19 protein-coding genes are annotated in these 22,094 nt (G+C 68.8%); 11 read left to right on the top strand and 8 right to left on the bottom strand.

The genetic code is table 11. The features are described from left to right. The first annotated feature begins 10 nt into the window (after positions 1-10). Together ABZU72_RS17660 and ABZU72_RS17655 are read left to right on the top strand one after the other, a co-directional pair. Positions 11-1,126, top strand: coding sequence for a hypothetical protein (locus tag ABZU72_RS17660; RefSeq protein ID WP_355020130.1), 1,116 nt, complete (start codon positions 11-13; stop codon positions 1,124-1,126). A 292-nt stretch (positions 1,127-1,418) separates the two neighbouring features. Next, positions 1,419-2,372 (top strand): type IV toxin-antitoxin system AbiEi family antitoxin domain-containing protein, encoded by a 954-nt coding sequence (locus tag ABZU72_RS17655; RefSeq protein WP_355020129.1) that lies wholly within the window; start codon positions 1,419-1,421, stop codon positions 2,370-2,372. A 134-nt stretch (positions 2,373-2,506) separates the two neighbouring features. Here ABZU72_RS17655 and ABZU72_RS17650 read toward each other — a convergent pair whose 3' ends face one another. Together ABZU72_RS17650 and ABZU72_RS17645 are read right to left on the bottom strand one after the other, a co-directional pair. Then, positions 2,507-3,463 (bottom strand): D-alanine--D-alanine ligase, encoded by a 957-nt coding sequence (locus ABZU72_RS17650; protein WP_355020128.1) that lies wholly within the window; start codon positions 3,461-3,463, stop codon positions 2,507-2,509. Between the two features lie 39 nt (positions 3,464-3,502). Continuing rightward, positions 3,503-3,739, bottom strand: coding sequence for an Lrp/AsnC ligand binding domain-containing protein (locus ABZU72_RS17645; protein WP_091049571.1), 237 nt, complete (start codon positions 3,737-3,739; stop codon positions 3,503-3,505). Positions 3,740-3,927: 188 nt separating this feature from the next. Here ABZU72_RS17645 and ABZU72_RS17640 point away from each other — a divergent pair, with 188 nt between their 5' ends. Beyond that, a complete protein-coding gene (locus ABZU72_RS17640) occupies positions 3,928-4,884 on the top strand; it encodes a thiamine-phosphate kinase (protein WP_355020127.1) in 957 nt (318 codons plus the stop codon). A 58-nt stretch (positions 4,885-4,942) separates the two neighbouring features. Here the strand turns inward: ABZU72_RS17640 and rpmB are convergent, their stop codons facing one another. Then, positions 4,943-5,128 carry a 50S ribosomal protein L28 gene (gene rpmB / locus ABZU72_RS17635; protein ID WP_141803692.1) on the bottom strand — a complete coding sequence of 62 codons (186 nt, stop codon included), beginning with the start codon at positions 5,126-5,128 and terminating at the stop codon, positions 4,943-4,945. Positions 5,129-5,253: 125 nt separating this feature from the next. Further along, positions 5,254-6,282: a methyltransferase domain-containing protein gene (locus ABZU72_RS17630; RefSeq protein WP_355020126.1), complete on the bottom strand. Its 1,029-nt coding sequence runs from the start codon at positions 6,280-6,282 to the stop codon at positions 5,254-5,256. Positions 6,283-6,520: 238 nt separating this feature from the next. On the opposite strand from ABZU72_RS17630, the gene ABZU72_RS17625 reads away from it, so the two are divergent. The 8 genes from ABZU72_RS17625 to ABZU72_RS17590 all read left to right on the top strand — a co-directional run bounded on the left by ABZU72_RS17625 (position 6,521) and on the right by ABZU72_RS17590 (position 17,855). Continuing rightward, positions 6,521-8,164 carry a DAK2 domain-containing protein gene (locus tag ABZU72_RS17625; protein WP_355020125.1) on the top strand — a complete coding sequence of 548 codons (1,644 nt, stop codon included), beginning with the start codon at positions 6,521-6,523 and terminating at the stop codon, positions 8,162-8,164. A 13-nt stretch (positions 8,165-8,177) separates the two neighbouring features. After that, positions 8,178-10,442, top strand: a complete 2,265-nt coding sequence (locus tag ABZU72_RS17620; RefSeq protein WP_355020124.1) for an ATP-dependent DNA helicase RecG — start codon at positions 8,178-8,180, stop codon at positions 10,440-10,442. Between the two features lie 9 nt (positions 10,443-10,451). Further along, positions 10,452-11,015: a 16S rRNA (guanine(966)-N(2))-methyltransferase RsmD gene (rsmD, locus tag ABZU72_RS17615; protein WP_160024539.1), complete on the top strand. Its 564-nt coding sequence runs from the start codon at positions 10,452-10,454 to the stop codon at positions 11,013-11,015. Positions 11,016-11,035: 20 nt separating this feature from the next. Further along, the gene (coaD, locus tag ABZU72_RS17610) at positions 11,036-11,527 is read left to right on the top strand and encodes a pantetheine-phosphate adenylyltransferase (protein ID WP_350661889.1); all 492 of its coding nucleotides are present in this window, start codon (positions 11,036-11,038) and stop codon (positions 11,525-11,527) included. Positions 11,528-11,632: 105 nt separating this feature from the next. Continuing rightward, a complete protein-coding gene (locus ABZU72_RS17605; protein WP_355020123.1) occupies positions 11,633-12,331 on the top strand; it encodes a class I SAM-dependent methyltransferase in 699 nt (232 codons plus the stop codon). A gap of 69 nt (positions 12,332-12,400) precedes the next feature. Beyond that, complete coding sequence (locus ABZU72_RS17600) at positions 12,401-14,116, top strand: hypothetical protein (protein ID WP_355020122.1); 1,716 nt, start codon at positions 12,401-12,403, stop codon at positions 14,114-14,116. Between the two features lie 317 nt (positions 14,117-14,433). Next, the gene (locus tag ABZU72_RS17595) at positions 14,434-16,188 is read left to right on the top strand and encodes a hypothetical protein (RefSeq protein WP_355020121.1); all 1,755 of its coding nucleotides are present in this window, start codon (positions 14,434-14,436) and stop codon (positions 16,186-16,188) included. A 122-nt stretch (positions 16,189-16,310) separates the two neighbouring features. After that, complete coding sequence (locus tag ABZU72_RS17590; RefSeq protein WP_355020120.1) at positions 16,311-17,855, top strand: phospholipid carrier-dependent glycosyltransferase; 1,545 nt, start codon at positions 16,311-16,313, stop codon at positions 17,853-17,855. Here the strand turns inward: ABZU72_RS17590 and ABZU72_RS17585 are convergent. From ABZU72_RS17585 to ABZU72_RS17570, 4 genes are all read right to left on the bottom strand, one after another. Beyond that, entirely contained in the window at positions 17,764-18,735 is a 972-nt protein-coding gene (locus tag ABZU72_RS17585; RefSeq protein WP_355020119.1) for a lysylphosphatidylglycerol synthase domain-containing protein, read from the bottom strand. The two genes, ABZU72_RS17590 and ABZU72_RS17585, sit on opposite strands and share 92 nt — an antisense overlap. Then, on the bottom strand, positions 18,732-19,787 hold the full coding sequence (locus ABZU72_RS17580; protein WP_355020118.1) for a glycosyltransferase family 2 protein: 1,056 nt from the start codon (positions 19,785-19,787) through the stop codon (positions 18,732-18,734). Before ABZU72_RS17580 ends, ABZU72_RS17585 begins: the two co-directional genes overlap by 4 nt. Positions 19,788-19,990: 203 nt before the next feature. Next, positions 19,991-20,278 carry an enoyl-CoA hydratase-related protein gene (locus ABZU72_RS17575; protein ID WP_355020117.1) on the bottom strand — a complete coding sequence of 96 codons (288 nt, stop codon included), beginning with the start codon at positions 20,276-20,278 and terminating at the stop codon, positions 19,991-19,993. Positions 20,279-20,419: 141 nt separating this feature from the next. Beyond that, positions 20,420-22,033 (bottom strand): acyl-CoA synthetase, encoded by a 1,614-nt coding sequence (locus tag ABZU72_RS17570; protein ID WP_355020116.1) that lies wholly within the window; start codon positions 22,031-22,033, stop codon positions 20,420-20,422. Positions 22,034-22,094 lie beyond the last annotated feature (61 nt).

Raw genomic sequence — 22,094 nt, 5'->3', positions numbered from 1 at the left:
AGCTTTCACCATGAGCGTAACCAAGGCCACCATCGTCTTCGGCGGTCCCAGCGCCGAGCACGACATCAGCATCCTCACCGGCCTGCAGGCCGAGCGGGTCCTCTCCGGTGCCGGCGTCGAGGTGACGTGCCTCTACTGGGCGCGCTCCGACAAGTGGTTCCTGGTGCCTGCCAAGCAGGAGGCGCGTGACTTCCTCGGCGGCGAGCCGAAGGGCTCCAAGGCCGTCGAGTTCCGCCTCGGCTCCGAGAAGGGCGACGGGTTCTACACCGTCGGCGGCTTCGGCGGCGGCAAGCGCCTCGAGACCGGCCCGATCCTCTCCGCCTTCCACGGTGGCGCAGGCGAGGCCGGCGGCATCCAGTGGCTCTTCGAGCTCGCCGGCCTCAAGGCGACCGGCGCGACCCCGGCTGCGGCCGCGCTCGGCATGGACAAGCTCGCCTTCGGTGCGGTCATGCTGAACGCCGGCCTCCCGTCGCTTTCTCGTGAGCTCCTGTCGCGCTACGCCGCGCCGTCCTTCGAGGGCCCCTACATCGTCAAGCCGCGCTTCGGTGGCTCCTCGATCGGCATCGAGGTCGTCGACGACTACGAGACCGGACTTGCGCTTCTCAACACCTCCCCGCACCTGCGTGCGGGCGCGGTCGTCGAGCCATACCGCCCCGACCTCTTCGACCTCAACGCCTCGGTGCGCACCGCCCCCGAGGTCGCGGTGAGCGACGTCGAGCGTCCGCTGCGCTCGGACGAGGCGAAGATGTACGACTACTCCGCCAAGTACGTCCACACCGACGGCCTCTCCTCCTCCCCGCGCGAGTTCCCGGCCCAGGTCGAGGAGTCGGTCACCAAGCAGATCAAGGACCTGGCCGTACGCGTCGTGGAGCTCACCGGCCTGACCGGCATCCTCCGCATCGACTTCCTCTCCGACGGCAAGGGCGAGGTCTACATCAACGAGGTCAACTCCATCCCCGGAGCCCTCTCGCTCTACCTGTGGCCCGACACCCCCGCCTCCGAGGTCCTCACCAGCGCCATCGCCGAGGCCGAGAAGCACATCCCCCAGGTCACCCGGAACTTCGAGGAGGGCGTCGCCCTCAAGGCCGCCGGCGGCATCGCCGGCAAGCTCACCGGCCTGAGCTGACGCCGAGTCGGCGCAAGCTGACCGAAAACCACGCCGAGTCGGCGCGGCTGTGGCGGGCGTGGGATACCCGGTCGACCGGGTATCCCTGGGCATGACGGGCACTGAAACACCCGTCCAGTCCACGAAGTGCCCGTCAAGTTGACCCGACGGTCTCAATTTCTGAGCCGGCCCGAGCCACGGTGACGGTGACTCGGGCCGGTTGGCGTCCACAGGTGCACTTGAGGTTCGAGTTATCCACAGAGAGGCCTCCGGGCCTCGAAGACTGTCCTAGGTCATGGCCAGGCTGAGCGGCATGAACCTAGATCCCGATGATGTACGTCTCATGCCAATCCGACTGCGGCGGGAGCTGCTTGCGTCGGGCTATGACGATGCCGCGATCCTGCGAGCCGTCCGGTCTGGTCAGTTCGCACGCGCCCGACGCGGGGCGTACGTGAACGCCGCGCCGTTTGCCGCACTCGATGAACGCTCTCAGCACGCGGTGCGCGCCCGAGCCGCGGCGAAGCAGGCGAAGACGGAGGTGGTGATCTCCCATACGTCCGCGATCGCCCTCTACCCCGAAGCGGTGCCTACGTGGGGACTCGACCTTCGCAACCTGCACCTGACGAGACGAGACGGAAAGAGCGGGCGCAAGGAGGCCGGCGTCCAGCAGCATCGCGGACGCCTGGTCGAAGGCGATGTCGTGCGTATTGGTGACGTCGACGTAACCTCGCCGGTGAGGGCCCTACTAGAGGTCACCACCATGGCACGGGTCGAGGTCGGTCTCGTCCTCGCGAGCTGCCTCCTGCATCGCAAGCTGGTCACGATGGAACAGGTCGTCCAGCGGTATGCCGGCGCGATGGATCATTGGCCTCAGACCTTGACCACCGACTTGGTCCTCCGGCTCGCCGATGGACGAATCGAGTCCGTGGGCGAGGGGCGCGTGTTCCACCTTTGTTTCGCCCAAGCGCTGCCAATGCCTTGTCCGCAGTACGAGGTATCCGATGACTCGGGAAGCGTAGTCGCTCGACTCGACTTCGCATGGCCGGAGTACGGGGTGTGGGTGGAGTTCGACGGCCGTATCAAGTATCAGGAGTTGTTGCGCGAGGGTGAGTCGGTCACTGACGTGGTGCTCAGGGAGAAGCGCCGACAGGAGATGATCGAAGAACTCACGGGTTGGCGGTGCATCCGATTGACGTGGGCCGATCTCGCCAGCCCCGAGCGGGTCGCCGCCAGGATCCGCGCTGCCTTTGCGCGCGCGGCGGCCTGATGACTGTTCTCGCCGTCCGGGTGGTGAGACGTACGGCGGGGCTTGACGGGCACTTTGGGGACTGGGCGTGTGTTTCAGTGCCTGTCATGCCCAGGGATACCCGGTCGACCGGGTATCCCACGCGGGGCCGCCGGTCAGCGGGAGAGGGCGCGCTTGAGAAGGGCGAGGGTGACCTCGCCCATCGAGGTGCCGTCGTGCTTGGCGGCGAAGGGGAAGACGCTGGTCTCGGTGGCGCCGGGGGTGATGGCGACCTCGAGGACGACGAAGCTGCCGTCGGGGGTGACCATGAAGTCGGTGCGGGAGATGTCACGCATGCCGAGCAGCTCGTGGGCGCGTACGGCGGTCTCGCCGAGCTCGGCGAGCAGCGCGTCGGGGAGGTCGGGGCGGCCGAAGCCGACGAACTCCGCGGTGTAGCGAGCCGCGAAGTCGAACTCGTGGCCCTTGCTGAAGTCGATGGCCACTGGCGTCATGTATGAGAGGCCCGAATCCTGCTCGTGGACGACCACGGAGACGTCGATGCCGGCGTAGAAGCGCTCGATGAGCGCCTCGTCGCAGTAGGCGTAGGTCTTGACCAGGGCCGCGGGGAGGGCGGAGAGGCCGTCGACGCCGGTGACGCCGAGCGCGGAGCCGCCGCGCGAGGGCTTGACCACGACCCGCTCACCCAACCGCGAGATGACGTGCTCCATCAGCACCGGCGCCCCGACGTCGCGGAACGTCGTGGACGACAGCGAGACCGAGTCCGGCACAGGGATGCCTCCGCGGCGCAGGAGCTCGCGGGCAGCCGTCTTGTCGAACGCGACGCGGCAGGAGGTGGAGACGGTGCCGACGTACGGGATCCCGATCAGCTCCAGGAGCGTCTGGATCTCGCCGTCCTCACCGAACTGGCCGTGCAGAGCCGGCAGCGCCACGACCGCCTTGTCGCGTTCGAGGTTGTGCAGCAGCGCCCGGTCGAAGTCGTACGCAGCCACCTCCACGCCCAGCGCCGACAGCTCGCGCACGAGGTTGCGGCCAGAGGCCAGCGACACGTCGCGCTCGTGGCTGAGCCCGCCGGCGATGACGGCGACAGGTCCGGAAAGAGGAGGTGTGCTCATGGGTTCGTTCTAACAGACGGCCGGGAAGAGCCGTCAATCTCAGATGTGGACGACCGGGCAGGTCAGGGTGCGGGTGATGCCCTCGAGGCTCTGGACGCGGGCCACGACCAGCTTGCCGAGCTCGTCGACGTTGCGAGCCTCAGCGCGGACGATCACGTCGTACGGACCGGTGACGTCCTCAGCCAGAGTCACGCCCTGGATCTTGCCGATCTCGGTGGCGACCTCTGCGGCCTTGCCGACGTCGGTCTGGATGAGGATGTACGCCTGTACGACCATTGTGCTGCTCCTGTTCTCCGTGCCTTCCTTGGCACAACGTCAGGCAAGTAACCTATCGCGTTATCTATCGATCGACCTACACCGACCCTGGGGATAAGACGAACGAGGAAGTGACCGAGCGAAGCTCGGAGACACGGTGATGCGTGTCCCGGTATCTCCGCGCGTGGCGAGGAGGGTTGGATGGAGCCATGGCTTTTCCGAGGGACACGACGCTCGCCGACATCGGTGAGTTCGGGCTGATCACCGAGATGACCAAGCACTTCGCCCAGGGGGAGCAGGTGCTGGTCGGTCCCGGCGACGACGCCGCGCTGGTGCGGGTCAAGCAGGGTCATGTGGTGGTCTCGACCGACCTGCTCGTCGAGGGCCGCCACTTCCGGCGGGACTGGGCCGAGGCGTCCCACATCGGCCACCGGGCGGCGGGCCAGAACCTCGCTGACATCGCCGCGATGGGTGGTGTCGCGCACTCGATGACCCTCGGGCTCGCCCTTCCCTCGGACCTTCCTGCCGAGTGGGCGGTCGACTTCGCGGAGGGGTTCGCCGCGGAGTGCGCGCTGGTCGGGGCCTCGGTCGTCGGCGGTGACGTCACCGGCGCCGACCAGATCGTCATCTCCGTGACCGCCATCGGCGCGGTCGCCCAGGCACCGGTGCTGCGCTCGGGCGCGGAGCCCGGCGACGTACTCGCGCTGTGCGGCCGCCAGGGGTGGGCCGCGGCCGGCCTGGCGATCCTCAAGCGAGGGTTCCGGTCACCACGGGTGCTGGTCGATGCCTACCGACGCCCACAACCGCCGTACGCAGCCGGCCCCGCCGCCGCGGCAGCGGGTGCCTCGGCGCTGATCGACGTCTCCGACGGGCTGCTGTCCGAGGCCCGGCACATCGCCGATGCCTCGGAGGTCTCCATCGACGTGCACACCGCCGCGCTGACCATCCCCGACGAGCTCAACGCGGTCGCCTCGGCGACCGGCGCCGACGCGCTCGCGTTCGTGCTGGGCGGGGGAGAGGACCACTCCCTGCTCGCCGCGTTCCCGCCTGACGTCGAGCTGCCGCAGGGATGGACCGTGATCGGGACGATCGGCGAGCCCGGTGGAGAGCCGGTCACGGTCGACGGGAAGGCCTACGAGGGTTCGACGGGCTGGACGCACTTCTGAGAACGACGAAGGCCGCTGCCCGAGTGGGCAGCGGCCTTCGTGCGAGGAAGATCCCGGGTCAGCGAGCGACCTTGCCGGCCTTGATGCAGGTCGTGCAGACATTCATGCGCTTCGGGGTGCCGTTGATTACGGCGCGAACGCGCTGGATGTTGGGGTCGAAGCGGCGCCTGGTCGCCTTCTTGGACCACGGCCGGTTGTTGCCGAAGCCCGGCTTCTTGTCGCAGATGTCGCAGACGGCAGCCACCGTGAACTCCTGAGGTTGAATAGATGATCGAGGTCGATTGGATAGTGTCGGCGGGCGCGATGAACGGCTGCCCTGCCGAGACAACCGAACAAGCGTAGCCCGTCCGGCTGTGCCCGGCGAAATCGTCAGTCGTCCGAGCGGCGATCCCGCCATCTGTCCAGCGGCGCGGCCAGTGCGGTGGCCAGCTTCCACCGCTTGGACCCGCGCAGATCGTCGATCTCGGCGCGCTGGCCGGCGAGCTGCTTGCGCTGCGACTCGAGCCGCCGCCGCTGGTCCGCGACGACCTCACGGAGCTTGGCGACCTCGTCGCGCAGCTCGAGGCCGTGCTCGACCCAGTCCGGGATGGCGGGCACGGCGGGGAGGTCGGGGGAGAGGCCGCGGCGCAGGACGACGTAGAACTCGATGTCGTTCTCCGGCACGGGCAGGAGGGACTCGACCGACCAGCCGGTCAGCCCCAGGCGGCGCAGCTCGGCGATGATCTCGGGGAACGAGCGGTCGGTGTAGGTCCACACATGGCAGTCGACGTACTCGCCCCGGCGGGCGCGCTCGACCTGGGCCCTGGTGTAGCCGAGGTCGTGGATACAGGTCTCGGCCTCGCTCGGCCCGCGGTGGTGGAGGCGCTTGGCGTCGGTGTTGACCGCACTCCGGTGGTGGTCGAAGACGGCGCGCACCGACGGGGTCGTGTCGCCCGCCTCGTACGCCTGCAGGATCTGGCCCATCGTCGTGGGCGGGCGATGGGCGTCGAAGGTGTAGCGCCGGTCGGGGACGACCAGGACGAGAGCCCCGTTCGGAGCGACGACGGCCTCGACCTGCGCCAGCCATCCGACCAGGTCGGGGACGTGCTCGACGACGTGGCTGGCCAGCGCCCAATCGAACGGGGCACCCTCCTTGGCAGCCTCCTCGAGCGTACGCATCCGGGTGCCGTCCCACATCGGATAGTCGATCTCGGGGATGGTGTCGTGATTCACCTGGGAATGCTCGGCGTACGACTCGTAGAGCCGGTCGCGGTCGTAGAGGTCCAGATAGGAGACCTCCGCGGCATCTCGGGGGACGAGCGGTTGGTGCAGGGGTCCGATCTCCAGGCCGCGCCCGGCCGAGAAGTCGAAGATTTCGTTGACGCGTTTCGCGCGTGGGGTCGGGGTCGGAATCGACATCCGTGAGTCCTTCGGCGTTGGGGACACCTCAACACTAGGGATGATCGTCACCGAGGTGGGGCGCAACTCGGCAGAAGGTGTTACTCGTTCGTGTCTTTGCTGCAGCCTCGGATTTGTTCACCCGTCGTTTACCCCGTACCCAGGCACCGCCTACCCTGGGGGCCGCGATACCGGGAAGTGTGTCCGGCGTCACGGTGTCTGGGTGTATGCAGGGGTGTAGAGGAGTAGGGAGGGCAGCGTGGCCGAGGTCAAGCTCGATCTGTTCCGCCGGTTCGGCGACCTGGCGACCGACGCGCTCGCGTCGCACCGCGAGGAGATCGACGCGCTCAACGTCTTTCCCGTGCCCGACAGCGACACCGGCACCAACCTCTACCTCACGATCGCCGCGGCCCGTGACCGGCTGCGCGAGTTCACCGGCCACGACTGGCGCGAGGGACTGCGCGCGTTCTCGCGCGGCGCGCTCCTGGATGCCCGCGGCAACTCGGGCGTGATCCTGGCCGAGATGATCGGCGCCCTGCTGCGCCGCCTGATCCAGGCCACCGAGGAGGAGCGCACCGCCACGGTCTTCGCCGACGCGCTGCGCAGCGCCGGCAACGCCGCGTACGCCGCGGTGGGGGAGCCCCAGGAGGGCACCATGCTCAGCGTGCTCCGGGCCGCCGCGGACGCGGCCGAGGCGTGCGTCGAGATCGACGAGACCGCACGCACCCGCGACGTCATGTCGGTCGCCGCCAGCGCGGCCCGCGCCGCTCTTGCCCGTACACCGGAGCAGCTGCCCGCACTGGCCGCTGCCGGGGTGGTCGACGCCGGTGGCCGCGGAATCTGTGTGCTGCTCGACGCCTTCGAGACCGCCCTGACCGGACGCCGTCCGAGCCCGCAGACGCCGATGCCGAGCACCCCGCACATCCCGATCCCGATCCAGACGGGCATGGGCGCGGCCGACGGCCACGCGCTGGAGCCCGGCGGGCCGGCGTACGAGGTGATGTACCTGCTCGACGCCGAGGATGCCGCGATCCCCGTTCTTCGCAAGCGGCTCCAGCCGCTGGGCGACTCGCTGGTCGTGGTCGGTGGCGAGGGCATCTGGAACGTGCACGTCCACGTCGACGACGTCGGCGCCGCGATCGAGGCGGGGATCAACGCCGGGCGGCCGCACCGGATCCACGTGACCCACTTCGCCGAGCAGATCGCCGGCCAGGCCCATCGCCACGCGACTCGCGCCGGCCGGGCGGTGATCGCGTTCGCGGCCGGGCCGGGTCTGGCCGAGCTCTTCCGCGGTGCCAGCGCGATCGTGATCGAGGGCGGCCCGCACCGGCGCCCGACGACCTCCGAGCTGCTCGAGGCGATCACCGCCTCCGGTGCCACCGAGGTGATCGTGCTCCCCAACGACGCCCCGACCCGGCAGTCGGCCGAGGCCGCGGCCCGCACCGCCGAGGACGACCTCGACATCAACGTCGCGGTGATCCCGACCCGCAGCCAGGTGCAGGGGCTGGCGGCGATCGCGGTCCACGAGCCCGGCCGGAAGTTCGACAAGGACGTGCTCGAGATGACCGCCACCGCGCGACACGCGCGGCATGGTGCGGTCACCATCTCGAACACCCGAGCGATTACCATGGCCGGGCCGTGTATGCCGGGTGACGCGCTCGGGGTGCTCGACGGAGACTTCGTCAAGGTCGGCCAGGACCTGGAGATGTGTGCGACCTACGTGCTCGCCCGGCTCATCGGTGGTGGCGGCGAGCTGGTGACGCTGGTCTCCGGCCTCGAGGACCCCATGGGCGAGCTCGCCGGGGCCGTCGCGGCGTGGCTGGCTGCCAACCATCCGGCCGTTGATGTGATGGTGTACGACGGAGGCCAGGAGCGCTACCCCCTCCTGATGTCGGTGGAGTAGAGGAGAAGAGACGGTGCCGATCACCCTCGAGTCGCCGATCGAGGCCGTGCTGGGCAACAGCAAGCACGCCACGAAGTTCACCAAGGGTCTCGGGCTGCGCACCGTCGGCGACCTGCTCTACCACTTCCCGCGGCGCTACCTGCGCACCGCCGACCTCAGCCAGACGCCGCAGCTGCACGAGGGTGAGATGCTCACGGTGCTCGGCGAGGTGGTCCGCAGCGTCGTACGGCAGCACACCGACCGCCGCACCGGCCGGCCCGCCTTCCGCGTCGAGACCCAGCTCAAGGCCGGCACCGCCGACCTGCAGCTCACCTTCTTCTCCAAGTCGCAGCGGATCGCCGAGTGGCGGCGCGGCGTGCTCGCCCCGGGCGTCCGCGGCGTCTTCGTCGGAAAGGCCGGATCGTTCCGCGGCGAGTGGCAGCTGGCCAACCCGCAGATGGTCGTCTTCGGTGACCCGTCCGACTCCGAGAACGCCGCCGAGGCGGCCGACAACCAGATGGCGGTCGAGGAGCTGACCGAGCTCTTCCCGATCTACCCGCTCACCGCCGGACTCCAGCACTGGGACGTGATGCGCGCGGTGCGGTTCGCCCGGCAGGTCGTCGAGGACGTCACCGACGTGCTCCCGGAGCAGCTGCGGGAGACGTACGCCGTTCCGGGGCTGCGCGACGCCCTGGACCTGATCCACGCGCCCCGCGAGTGGAAAGACATCCAGCGCGCCCAGCACCGCTTCCGGTTCGAGGAGGCGCTCGGGCTGCAGCTGGTCCTGGGACGCCGGCGGAGGGCACTCCAGGCGCTGGGCACCACCGCGCGCACCGGCGGGGCCCACCACCTGCTCGAGGCCTTCGACGCGCGCCTGCCGTTCACCCTCACCAAGGGACAGGCGGAGATCGGGGAGGAGCTCGAGGCGGCGCTTGCCCAGCCCCACCCGATGAACCGCCTCCTCCAGGGCGAGGTCGGCTCCGGCAAGACGCTGGTCGCGCTGCGCGCGATGCTGCGGGTCGTCGACTCCGGGGGCCAGGCCGCGCTGCTGGCGCCGACCGAGGTGCTCGCCCAGCAGCACTACCGCTCGATCACCGCGATGCTCGGCGATCTGGCCGCCAGCGGCCTGGCCGGCGGGCTCTTCGCCGGCGACCAGGAGCAGACCCATGTCGAGCTGCTCACCGGCTCGATGACCAAGACCCAGCGCAAGGGGCCGCTGAGTCGGATTGCCACCGGCGAGGCCGGGATCGTCGTCGGCACCCACGCCCTGCTGCAGGACCAGGTGATGTTCGACGACCTCGGCCTGGTCGTCGTCGACGAGCAGCACCGCTTCGGCGTCGAGCAGCGGGCCGCCCTGACCGACAAGGCCGGCACCCCACCGCACCTGCTGGTGATGACCGCGACGCCGATCCCGCGCACGGTCGCGATGACCGTCTTCGGCGACCTCGAGGTCTCCACGCTCACCGAGCTCCCGGCCGGACGCGCCGAGATCCAGACCAACCTGGTCTCGCTCGTGGACCATCCCGCGTGGATCGCCCGGGTGTGGGAACGCGTCAAGGAAGAGGTCGAGAAGGGCCACCAGGTCTACGTCGTCGCCCCGCGGATCAGCGGGGACGAGTCCGAGCAGGGGGAGAGCGACCAGCGCGACTTCGACGCCGACGGCATCGAGGTCAAGGCCGCCCCTGCCCAGCTCTCCGCCGTCGACGAGGTCACCGAGGAGCTGACCACCGGCCCGCTGCGGGGGGTGAACGTCGCCAAGCTCCACGGCAAGCTCCCCGCCGAGGAGAAGGAGCGCACCATGAGCGCCTTCGCCGCCGGCGACATCGATGTGCTGATCGCCACCACCGTGATCGAGGTCGGCGTAGACGTACCCAATGCCACCACCATGGTCATCCTCGACGCCGACCGCTTCGGCGTCTCCCAGCTCCACCAGCTGCGCGGCCGGGTCGGCCGTGGCGGGCTGCACGGGCTGTGCCTGTTGGTCTCCCACGCCGAGGCCGGCACCCCGGCCAGGACCCGCCTCGACGCGGTCGCCGAGACCACCGACGGGTTCGCGCTGTCCCGGGTCGACCTCGACCAGCGCCGTGAGGGAGACGTGCTCGGCGCCTCCCAGTCGGGCCGGCGATCGAGCCTGGAGAGCCTGCGCGTGCTCCGTGACGAGGAGACGATCCTGGAGGCGCGCGAGGCGGCCGAGGCGCTCCTCGAGGCCGACCCGGAGCTCGCGACCGCACCGCTCCTGGCCGAGCGGGTCACCGAGATCGAGGAGTCCGCTTCCGCCGACTACTTGGAAAAGTCCTAAGGTATCCCAATGACTCGGATCATCGGTGGCGTCGCAGGAGGGCGACGCCTACTCGCTCCCAAGGGGGTGCGGACCCGTCCGACCACCGATCGGGTGCGCGAGGCGCTCTTCTCGGCGATCGAGTCCTCCTACGGCTCCCTGGCCGGACTGCGCTTCCTCGACCTCTACGCCGGCACCGGCGCGGTCGGGCTGGAGGCATGGTCCCGCGGCGCCGGGGTCGTGACCCTGGTCGAGTCGGACAGGCGTACGGCCGGGGTGATCCGGTCCAACGCGAAGGAGCTCGGTTTCCCGCGGGCCCACGTGGTCGCGGCCACCGTGGCGAGCACCCTGGTGACGCCGCCGCCGGCTCCCTACGACCTGGCCTTCCTCGACCCGCCCTACCCGCTCTCCGACGACGCCGTCTCCGAGGACATCGCGCTGCTGGTCAAGCACGGCTGGCTGGTTCCGGGCGCCCTGGTGGTCGTCGAGCGGTCCGCACGCAGCCCCGAGCCGGTCTGGCCCGACGGGTTCACCGACCAGAAGTCGAAGAAGTACGGCGAGACCACGCTCTGGTACGGCCACGCGCCGGACTGACCCAAAGAAAGAAGAAGACAATGACGCGTCGTGCGGTGTGCCCTGGTTCGTTCGACCCGCCCACGTTCGGCCACCTCGACATCTTCACCCGCGCCTCGGCGATGTTCGACGAGGTTGTCGTCGCCGTCGGAGTCAACCCGTCGAAGTCGAAGCGCCTGTTCACGGCCGAGGAGCGGATGGAGATGATCACCGAGGTGACCGCTCCGCTGGGCAACGTACGGGTCCAGGGGTTCACCGGTTTGGTCACCGACTTCTGCGTCGAGATCGACGCCCAGGCGATCGTGAAGGGGCTGCGCGGGGCGCCCGACCTGGAGTACGAGGCGCCGATGGCGCAGATGAACGCCCACATGACCGGCGTCGAGACCGTCTTCCTGCTGAACGACCCGCGCTGGGCAGCGGTCTCCTCCTCGCTGATCAAGGAGATGGCCCATTTCGGTGGGGATGTGTCGGCTTTCCTGCCGCCGGATGTTCTTGCGCGACTCACCAAGCGTTTGGCAGAACGTTCCGAGTAAGGGGGAGCGTTCGCCGGTATCGTTCCCTGGGTAGTCCTTCCTAGGGCTCCCCGACAATCCTTTCCCTGGAGATCAATGTCCACCTCAGGTCGTTCCCCGCTTTCCTTGGCCAAGCAGTCTTATGCCGCTTCCCTCAAGGCCGTCGGTCGCGGGCTGACGAAGACGGGACTCGCCAAGGAGACCGCGCCGCCGGTCGAGCAGCGCTGGCGTCACTGGGCCCACTCGCTGACCAAGGTCTACGACTCCCTGGCGATGGCGAAGCTCGACGTGCCGTGGTGGACCTACGACGCGATCGCCGCGGTCGACGCCTGGCTGGGCGAGCGTGAGCGACCGATCCGGATCTACGAGTACGGCTCCGGCGCGTCCACCATCTGGCTCTCCCGTCGCGCCGACGAGATCCACTCCGTCGAGCACCACAAGGGTTTCGGCGAGATGATGCAGGCCGAGCTCGCCGGCGAGGAGAAGATCTCGCTGCGGGTCATCGAGCCGGTCGCCAGCGACAACCCCGTCGTCCCCTCGCAGAAGGAGGGCCACGCGGGCCTCGACTTCGAGGCGTACGTCAACTCCATCGACGACGTCGACGGCGAGTTCGACCTCGTGGTGATCGACGGGCGTGCCCGTGAAGCGTGTCTGGAGAAGGCCAAGGACCGGCTCGCTCCCGGCGGGATCATCGTCTTCGACAACAGCCGCCGCAGGCGCTACGTCGAGGCCATCGCCGCCTCGGGGATGAAGGAGACCATTCACGCCGGTCTCACCCCGACCCTGCCCTACCCGGAGCGCACCTCCGTCCTGACGAAGGGCTGATCTCGTACGTTTCGTAAGCGGCGGCGTGGATTATCCACGCCGCCGCTTACGCGCTCTAAGGTCTGGCGCATGGCATCACCGGGGGAGCGGAACGAACCAGTCGGAGCTGTGCGTTGGGCGACGTTCGCCGGGGTCTGTGTCGTGGCGCTGGTCTGGGCGGCCTACTCGGTCGGCGCCCAGAACGGGTCGTTCCTGACCCAGGACTTCGGCGCGCAGTACCACCTGGCCGAGATCACCGCCCACGGTGCGATCCCGCTGGTCGACTTCGAGCACGGCTGGAACGCCGGCTCGTTCTGGGTCAACGCGGCGCTCTACGCGATCGCGAGCGGCAGCCCGACGATCTGGTACTTCCTCTGGGGCCGCCTGCTCGGCGCCGGCCTCGGCGCGGTCCTCGCCGCCGCCATCGGCCTCCGCCTGCGGCTGCACCCGGCCGTGATGATCGCGCTCGCGCTCGGCGTGCTCCTGCTGGCCACCCCGCTGCACATCAAGTACACAATCTGCCTGCTGTGGGTCTTCGTCCTGCTGCCGACCGGTTGGCTCGAGTCCCGCCCACGCCTGGCCGCGGCCGCGCGGGTGCTCCTCCCGGCCCTCGTCTTCTGGCAGTACGTCGAGCTGGCCGTGCTCCTCACCGGCGCCTCGGGGCTCTTCGAGCTGTTCGCGCGGCGCGCGGCGCCCTGGCGTACCCGGATCCTCAACTGCGTGCAGCTGTCCGGTGGATTCGTGCTCGGGCTGGTCGTCCAAGCGGTGGCGTACAAGCTCGTGTGGGGGCTCTCCTTCGCCGACTTCAACCGACAGGTGATCCTCGGGCAGACCGAGACGCACGAGGGTTCGCAGTACGCCGTGTGGAACTTCTTCGACCTACCGACCGAGTCGGGGCGCTTCTTCATCCTGGCGCTCTACCCGTTCGCGCTGCTGATCCCCTTCGTGCCGCTGGTGTGGCAGCGGATCTCGGACTCCACCCGGCTGATCGCGCTGGCCGGACTGGTCCTCGTCGTCGTCCCGATCCGGCGCGTCGACAACCCCCACACCACCACCGTCTCCGCCCTCGTTCTCCTTGCCGTCGTCCTGGCGGTGGCTGAGCTCTACGAGCGCCGCATCCCGCTGACCGAGTCGCGACCGCGGCCCATGATCGCGCTACCTCTCGCCGTGCTCGGGGCAGCCTGGGCTGCCGCCACCCTCTGGATCGGCTTCGGCCTGCAGAGCATGCTCGGCGCGGTCCTCCTGGTGACGCTGGCGATCGCCGGGGCGGTCCTCGGAGGAGCGTTCCTCCGCGGAGCCACCGCAGCGGTCTCCGCCGGTGCGCTGGTCGTGCTGGGCGGCGTACCTGCTCTAGCCGCCGTCAACCACCTCGACGACATGCGCCGCGATGCGAAGTCCTTCGCCGTGAGCGACTCGATCGCCCGCTGGGCGGGCCCCGAGTACGAACGCTGCAGCGCCGGCACCCGCGAGGCACTGGTGATGCCCAACTATCTCGAGCTCTACGACGCTCTGGAGATCACCAACCCGACCCCCTACTACCTGTTCCACTACGACTTCGCGCAGTACGAGGACGTGCTGGTACCCCAGCTCGAGGACGGCTCGATCCCGGTCATCATCGAGACGATGCCGCTGCACACGCCGCAGCCCTGGCTCACCGAAGCCATCCGCGCCAACTACGTCCCCTGCTCGGTCGTGAGGATCGAGAAGCAGGCAACGACTGTGACGATCTGGACTCACAAGTCTCGTGGTGATGTTCAGCAGCGGGATCTCACTGTTCGGGGTGGGGCGATGGGGTCGACGCGCTGAGGGTGCTGTGTTTGTGGTTGGGGTTTGCCGCCGACCCATTTGGGGAGGGTGTTCTCAACGGGCGAACGAACTTTCGTTCGCCGCAAGATGTTGCCTCGACCGGGGTGGGGTTGGCGGGGTGAAAGAAATTTTTCTTTCACGCGGAGACCCCATGTCTGGCGTAGGCGAGGAACGGTCACCTTCCGTGGGTGAGTGTCTGCGGCCCAAGACCGGTCACGCGCAACAGTCGTTGAACACAAGAAAAGCAACGCCTACGTCCAAAAACCAGAGACTCCGTTCGACCCACTGGAGCCTGCGGCAGCGCGTACTTTCAGAGCATGCTCGATCCGGCGGCCACGACGGCGATCCCCTCGGACGCACCCCGAGGGCGTGAACCCATCGGCCTGGTCAGATGGGCGAGCTTCGCGGTGATCGTCGTCGTCGCCGTCGTACATGCCGCCCACACCCTCACCGCGCAGATGGAGCCGTTGACCGGGGACAGAGGAGCGCAGTACTACCTCGGCAAGCTCACGGCCGAGGGTGCGGTCCCGCTGGTCGACTTCCAGCACGGCTGGAACGCCGGTTCGTGGTGGGTGAACAGCCTGGTCTATCGCCTGGCCGGTGGCGATCCTCTGTGGTGGGAGTTCCTCCTGGGCCGTTTCTTCGGCGTGACCCTGTCTGCCATCCTCGTGGCCGCGATGGGGCTGCGCAGACGCGTACATCCGGCTGCGATGGCCGCAATGGCGCTGGCTGTCCTGACGCTCGCGTCGCCCGCTCAGGTGAAGTACGTCCTCCCTGTCGTCTTCGCGTTCATCCTCCTGCCCGGAGGTCGGCTCGACTCCGGACGATGGTCGTTGGTCGTGCGGGTGCTGGTGCCGGCGGCCCTCTTCTGGCAGCACGTCGAGCTGGTGATCCTGCTGACCGGTGCGGCCGGACTGTACGAGCTCATCGGGCGGGACAAGGCAGCGCTGCGGGAGAGGCTGACACGATGCGTCGCCCTCGCCGCCGGAATCCTGGCCGGAATCGTGTCGGAGGTGCTGTTCTACCGGATCGGCTACGGAATGAGCCTCGCCGAGCTCAACCGCCAGGTCGTCTTCGGTCAGGCCCAGCAGTTTCCGAAACACTTCGGCTGGCCCTTCTTCGACGTGCCGTCCGACGGGGAGGGCTACGAAATCGTCGCCGTCTATCCCTTCCTCCTGCTGCTGGTGTTCGTGCCGGTCATCTGGCGTCTGGCGAGCGACTCGACGCGGTTCCTCGCGTTGTGTGCTCTTCTTCTCGCGACCGTCCCCATCCGGCGTCCGGGGCCCGGGCACGCCGAGACCGTGAGCGCTCTGGTGTTCGCGGCTCTGATCTTCGTCCTCTGCGACGTGTACGACCGCAGGGACCAGATCTCGTTGCCGAGCCGGCCGAGGTCCATGTCCGGCCGACAGGTCGTGACGGCGGTTGTGGGGTCCGCGGCGGGGGCGGTGTGGGTGGGTGCAGCTCTTGCCTTCGGTTTCGGCGCGCGCAGCCTCGCTGGTCCGGTGATTCTCGTGCTCGTCGTCAGCATCATGATGATCACGGCGAGGCTGCGGGCGAGGCTGGTCGCCGTGTCCGTGGGCGCCTGCCTCGTTCTGGGGGTGGTTCCCCTGGCCGCGGCCATCGAGCACGTCGACGACCTGAGCCGCGACAGTCGTCAGCTCGAGGCCGCCGAGGTCTGGGGAGACGCGATACAACCCGAGATGACACGGTGTTTGAAGGGAGCCCGCACCGCTTTCGTGTTGGGCAACCAGCTGTCGCTGTATGACGCCCTCGATGTCGAGAACCCGACGCCGTTCTACTTGTTCCACTACGACTTCGATCGCAACGAGAAGCAATTGACGGCGATGATGGCCGGCGGAGAGGTCCCGGTGGTGCTGCAGACGACCGCGATGGCCCGCGGCGGCTGGGTGGAGACCGCGATCGAGAAGGACTACGAGCCCTGCGCCGAGGTCTGGATCGCGGACGAACACCAGCGCTTCCGCATCTGGGCGCACCGCTCGCTGGAGCCGTTCGAGAAGCGGGCTGTCACGGTCCAGCCCGACGGCACCAGGACTTCAAGCAAGCTGACCTAGTCATTAGGGCGCTTACGACCGGAGACAAGAGCCAACTCAAAGGACACGCGGCCAGAGCACGAGAGCACGGGAGAACCTGACATAGGCTCGCCATCGCCCGCAAGCTCATCCGAAGGTCGTGAATGTTCCGCTCTCCCGGTGAGGACCGCGCCGAGGTACGACTCCAGAAGCGGCTGCTGGCGGCGATGGTGCTGATGGCGTTCTTCGCGCTGAGCCTGAGCAGCTACGTCGCGCTGACCCGGGCCTTGCAGTACCAGACCCGCGACGAGGGGCCGAACGCCGGCTACGCGGTGGAGCTGGCCTCGGGGCGGCTGCCGACCATCGACACGCCCGTGACGACGGATGCCCGCCGATATCCGCAGGTCGTCGAGGGGTTGGCAACCATGGTGGACGAGCCGCACCGGCACATCTGGACCGCCAACCACCCTCCGCTCTACTACCTGATGTCGCTGCCGTTCGTGGCCGCGGCCGGGGCGCTGGACGCACCTCAGGTGATGGTCGTCGGGATGCGGCTCATCAATGCGGTCGGCTCCGCCCTGTGCGTACTGCTGGTGGGCCTGATCGCCTTCGAGGTGACCCGGCGGGAGACGGTCGCGTTCCTGGCCACGGGGATCAGCGCCTCGTGTGCCGTGCTGGTGAGCGCCGGAGGGCACATCGCCAACGACGGGGTCGCGGTGGCAGCGTCGTCGCTGACCCTGCTGGCCACGATCCGGATCCTGAACCGGGGCCTGTCGCCGGGGCGCCTGGCACTGGTCGCGCTGGCCGGGGCGGCCGCGGCAGGGGCGAAGGCGCCGGGGGTCCTGACCGTCGTCCTGTGCGGGGCGGCGATCGCGGTGGCTCTGCTGCTGAGGGACCACTCGCGCCGCGGCGTGATCCGCGCTCTGGCGGCTTCGGCTGTGGCCACCGGCGTTCCGGCGCTCGCCACCGGATGGTTCTACGTCCGCAACATCGTCCTCTACGGCGACCCGACCGCCACCGATGCGCTGCTGGACAAGTTCGACCGGGAGCCGAACGGGACCTGGTGGCAGATCCTGACGGACGGCTCGCTCTGGAAGGACTGGTACGAGCGCCTGTGGGCGCCGGTGCTGGCCGAGGGGTACGCGGCGGCGGCCGACGTGCTGGCCGTCGTCGCGGTGATCGGCCTTCTCGTGCTGCTCGTCCGACGCAGAGCCACCGGGCCGACGCACCTGCCCACCTCTCGCGCCGGGTGGCTGCTGCTCACGGTCCACGCAGCCGTCATCCTGGCGAACCTGGTCGGGTTCGTCGCGGGTGGCGGGAACCCGAACGACCGCTATCTGATGCCGCTGATGCCCCTGCTGGCCACGGCGCTCGCCGTCGGCGTCATGGCGCTCGTCGACCTGATCCCGCTCGGCTCCCGTGAGTCGCGGGCGCAGCTCGCGGCGGCCGCGATGACCCTCGCGCTGGGTGCGTACGCGCTGCTGATCTTCGACTGGTTCGTCAGCTCGGCCACCTACGCCGGCCGGCTGCCGAACTCCGAGTCGCGAGGGGCCGAGCTCGTGGTCGCCGCAGGCGTTGTCTGTGGTCTGGTCGCCGTCTGCCTCGCGGCCCGGCCGGTCAGGACGTACGCCGCCCGACAACCGCTCCCAGCGCAGCCAGCAGTACATCAGCAAGGAGCAGGAGGACCCGCGAGGCGAGCGCGACGGTGAGCGCCTCGGGGACGCCGATGATCGGGCCGAGGGTGAGGGCGAGCAGCCCCTCACGGATCCCGGCGCCGGCCGGGGCGGGGATGAACGCGATCCCCGCTGCCCACGCCAGGGCCATCCCGCCTGTCGCGGCCGCGACCTCGAGGAGGCCGATCGAGGCGTACGACTGCATCATCACGGCCAGGTGGAGGCCGAAGGCGACCCAGGCGAGCACCGCCCAGCCGATCGCGGTGAAGAGGCCCCGCGCGGTGAGGCGTACGTTGAGGGGTTCCCGGCCGAGCCGGGCGAAGAGCCAGTCGAGCACGCCCGGGACGACGCGCGGGTGCAGGCAGACGGCCAGCGGCACCAGCAGAAGCAGCAGCCACCAGTAGCGGTCGAGGCCCTCCGGCGACGACCAGGGAAGCAGAAGCGCGCCGACGCTGATGCCGCTGGCGACGACTACACCCATGAAGAGGATGTTGGCGCCGAGCATCGTCCGGCGCGCGACGCCCCAGCGCAGCCCGAACTGCATCTGCGCGACGACCGGCCACACCGAGCCGGGCAGGTATTTGCCCAGCTGGGAGACGTAGAAGACCGAGTGGGAGTCGCGCAGCGACGGCCGGATGCCCATGCCGTGCAGGAGGGCGACCCAGGTCTGGCCGATCAGCATGGTGCCGACGATCGCCAGGACCCCGGCGATCGCGACGCGGCCGAGGCTCAGCTCCTGGACGGCGGTGGCCAGGTCGGCACGCTGGCGCCAGACCAGGTAGGCGCCGCCGAGCACGACGACGAGGGCGAGCGCGATCTTGAGCAGCCGCTTCCCAAGGCTGGGTTTCGTCGGGCCGGGCGTAGCCGACGACCCGGCCCCCGTGGCGGAGACCGGGCCGGAGTGGGTTGTCGTCACAGGCTGGTCGTCCACGTCTCGCCGGACTGGGCAGATGACTTGCTGGTGCGCGGCGTGTGCGGCAGGTCGAACTCGGCGACCGAGGTCTGGTCGCGAAGCATCTCGGTGCCGGACTTGCCGAAGCGAGCCTTCTTGGTGTGCTCCAGGTCGTCCTCGATGAGCACCCGGTTGGTGCGGATCAGGTCGGAGATCACGCCGAGCATCGCGGACATGAAGGCCAGGTTGATCAGCACGCCGCCGAGCAGCAGCGACTGGATGTGGTTTCCGTTGTCGCCGCTGATCCACAGCACGAGGTAGCGGAGGAACGGGATCGCCCCGAGGACGAAGAAGAAGGCGGTGAGCCAGACGAAGATGGCGTACGGCTTGTACATCATGTAGGAGCGCACGATCGCCGCGCCCGACTTCGCGATGTGCTCCGGCATCGACTTGAACAGCCGCGACTCACGCGTCTTGGCGTTGGTCTCGATCGGCACCGAGGCGATCTTCATCCGCTTGTTGCCCGCCTGGATGATCGTCTCCATGCAGTAGGAGAAGCGGGTCACGGTGTTGAGCAGCATCAGCGACTCGCGCGAGTAGGCGCGGAAGCCGCTGGCCGCGTCGGGCAGGTCGGTCTCGGCGGCCATGTTGACCACCTTGGAGCCGACCTTCTGCAGCTTCTTCTTCAGCCCGGAGAAGTGCTCGATCCGGTCGACCTGCCGGTCGCCGATGACGATGTCGGCCTGGCCGTTGATGATCGGCTGGACCAGGTCGGTGATGCGGTCCTGCGGGTATTGGTTGTCGCCGTCGGTGTTGACCACGATGTCGGCGCCCAGCTCGAGCGCGCGAACCACCCCGTCGTGGAAGGAACGGCCCAGCCCCTGGTTGCGGGAGTGGTGCACGAACTCGCGCACGCCGTGCTCCTTGGCCACCTCGACCGTCCGGTCGGTGCACCCGTCGTCGACGATCAGGATCACGATCTCGTCGATTCCGGGGATCTGCTTCGGAATCGACTCGAGCACGGACGGGAGTGTCTCCTCCTCATTGAGGCAGGGGACTTGAACGACAAGCTTCACAGGGACCTCAGGGCAAGTAGTGGGACCGAACACGGGATTCGGGGCAGATGAGGGGCTTCTGAGCTGCCACATTACCGCGTGGATTCCGCGGCCCCACGCCCCCTCGCGGGTGTCATCCGGCGTATGTGCTAAGGCAACCTGGTGTTCAACACCGGTCTACGCCGTGTCCGTTCCTTTGCCTGTGGGCCGAGCGGCTCGGTGGGCTAGGGACGGGCCTGAGGTCGGGGTAGGTCGTCGCGGAAGCGTGCCGGCCGCCCCTCCTTGCGGGCGCGCGTGGCTTCCTCGAAGTTGTCGGTGAGCAGGCGAAGGTAGAGCTGGCCGATGCCCTCGATCGGCATGTAGCTCTCCATCGAACCGGCTGCACGGAAGTACGCCGCGGTGGAGGCGATCCGGACGTCGCAGGCGAGAGTCAGGCAGAGCCCGCCACCGATGGCCGCACCGTTGACCGCTGCGATGACCGGTTGGTGCAGGCGGCGGATCGTTCCGATCACGTCCTCCAGGAGATCCAGCGACCGCAACGCATAGCCCGGTCGGGCGAGCCCCTCGGTGTGCGGTGGCCGCCCGGCCGACTCGGTCCAGGGTGAGGACGGCGACGCCGTCGGCGGGGCGGTCGACCGTGACGTACGACATGGTCAGCTCGCCTTCTCGGCGCAGAGAGCGTCGGAGATCTCCCGGGCACGGCGATAGTCGGCCTTGCCGGTCACGTGTCGTGGCACCTTCTCGACGACGTGCACGGTGCGCGGGACCTTGTAGCCCGAGAGCCGCGTGCGCAGGTGCGCGCGGACGTCCTCGACGTCGAGTGCGACACCTGGCCGGGGCTCGATGAGGGCTGCGACCTGCTGACCGTAGGTCGGGTCGGGGAGCGCGAAGACGAGCGCGTCGAAGACTCCCGGGTGCGACTTGAGGGCGACCTCGACCTCCTCGGGATAGACCTTCTCGCCGCCGGTGTTGATACAGCCCGACCCGCGTCCGAGCAGGGTCAGCCGATGGCCCTCCTCGATCTGGACATAGTCGCCGGGCACGGCGTACCGGGTGCCGTCGATCTCGATGAACGTACGCGCAGTCTTCTCCGGATCGCCCAGGTAGCCGATCGGGATGGCGCCCGAGCGTGCCATCAGCCCGATCGCGCCTACCTCGGTGGGATCGATGATCCGGTGCTGCTCGTCGATCACGGCGGTTCCGGGGCCGAGGTGCACAAGGGAGCCCTTGTCCGCGAGCGTCGCCTGCTCGATCCGTCCGTTGCCGGTCATCCCGGTCTCGGAGGAGCCGATGACGTCGAGCACCACGGCGTCCGGGAAGGTCTTGATCCAGCGCTCCTTGACCTCGGCGGAGAAGAGTGCGGCCGCGCTGGTCACGGTGGTCAGCGTGCTGGCGTCGTAGGAGCCGCGCTCGAACTCCTCGATCAGCGGTCGTGCCATCGCGTCCCCGACCAGCGAGATCGTGCTGATCCCCTCGGCCTCGACGGTCCGCCAGATCGTCGCTGGGTCGAACTTGGGAAGAATTACGCTGGTGTGGCCGGTGATGAACCGCATCAGCATCGCCCACTGCCCGCTGGAGTGCATGACCGGCCCGAGCTGGAGAGTGACCAGCGGCGATGGATCCTCGGCCGCGGCCTGAGACGGCGCGAGCTCCTCGATCGGCTTCCGCGTCGCGAAGTCGATGCCGCCGCCCAGAGCCCTCCAGGCATCCTCCTGCCGCCACACCACGCCTTTGGGGTAACCCGTCGTCCCGCCGGTGTAGATGATGAAGGCGTCATCGGCGCTGCGCTCGCCGAACCCCCTCGTCGTGGGCTCGCGATCGAGAGCCGTGCGCCAGTCGATGGACTGATAGGCAGTGCTCTCGCCACTGCCGTCGCGGATCGACACCACATGCCGAAGGTGCTCGTGCCGCGACACGACCCCGGCCAGCACCGGTGCGTAGCGGTCCTCGTGGACGAGGCCGACGATCCCGGAGTTCTCGAAGAGATAGTCGAGCTCCGCCTCGAGGTAGCGGTAGTTGATGTTGATCGGCACCACCCGCGCCTTGAAGCACCCCAGCATCGCGACCACGTGCTCGGCCACGTTGCGGGCCATCAGCCCGACATGCTCGCCCGGCTCGATCCCGGCACCGAGCAGGTGGTGAGCGAAGCGATTGGCCTCCGCGTCCAGCTCGGCGTACGTGTAGCGCACCTCGCCGGCGATCAGCGCCGGTCGCTCCGGGACGACGTCGACAACGTGCTCGAACAGGTCGGCGATCTGTACAGCCATGAGCGAGACCTTGGTACGTGGACGGACCGGTGTCACGCCTGCGGTGTCGCTGGGTGGAACG

Source organism: Nocardioides sp. NPDC004968 (genome assembly GCF_040608935.1).
In the GTDB taxonomy this organism is placed as follows: Bacteria; Actinomycetota; Actinomycetes; order Propionibacteriales; family Nocardioidaceae; genus Nocardioides.
The sequence above is the reverse complement of the archived record's forward strand: the minus strand, read 5'-3'. Positions and strand labels throughout refer to the sequence as shown.

Coding starts and splice junctions, on each gene's coding strand:
- ABZU72_RS17660 (WP_355020130.1), top strand. CDS start 11: ATGAGCGTAACCAAGGCCACCATCGTCTTCGGCGGTCCCAGCGCCGAG.
- ABZU72_RS17655 (WP_355020129.1), top strand. CDS start 1,419: ATGAACCTAGATCCCGATGATGTACGTCTCATGCCAATCCGACTGCGG.
- ABZU72_RS17650 (WP_355020128.1), bottom strand. CDS start 3,463: ATGAGCACACCTCCTCTTTCCGGACCTGTCGCCGTCATCGCCGGCGGG.
- ABZU72_RS17645 (WP_091049571.1), bottom strand. CDS start 3,739: ATGGTCGTACAGGCGTACATCCTCATCCAGACCGACGTCGGCAAGGCC.
- ABZU72_RS17640 (WP_355020127.1), top strand. CDS start 3,928: ATGGCTTTTCCGAGGGACACGACGCTCGCCGACATCGGTGAGTTCGGG.
- ABZU72_RS17630 (WP_355020126.1), bottom strand. CDS start 6,282: ATGTCGATTCCGACCCCGACCCCACGCGCGAAACGCGTCAACGAAATC.
- rsmD (WP_160024539.1), top strand. CDS start 10,452: ATGACTCGGATCATCGGTGGCGTCGCAGGAGGGCGACGCCTACTCGCT.
- coaD (WP_350661889.1), top strand. CDS start 11,036: ATGACGCGTCGTGCGGTGTGCCCTGGTTCGTTCGACCCGCCCACGTTC.
- ABZU72_RS17600 (WP_355020122.1), top strand. CDS start 12,401: ATGGCATCACCGGGGGAGCGGAACGAACCAGTCGGAGCTGTGCGTTGG.
- ABZU72_RS17595 (WP_355020121.1), top strand. CDS start 14,434: ATGCTCGATCCGGCGGCCACGACGGCGATCCCCTCGGACGCACCCCGA.
- ABZU72_RS17590 (WP_355020120.1), top strand. CDS start 16,311: ATGTTCCGCTCTCCCGGTGAGGACCGCGCCGAGGTACGACTCCAGAAG.
- ABZU72_RS17570 (WP_355020116.1), bottom strand. CDS start 22,033: ATGGCTGTACAGATCGCCGACCTGTTCGAGCACGTTGTCGACGTCGTC.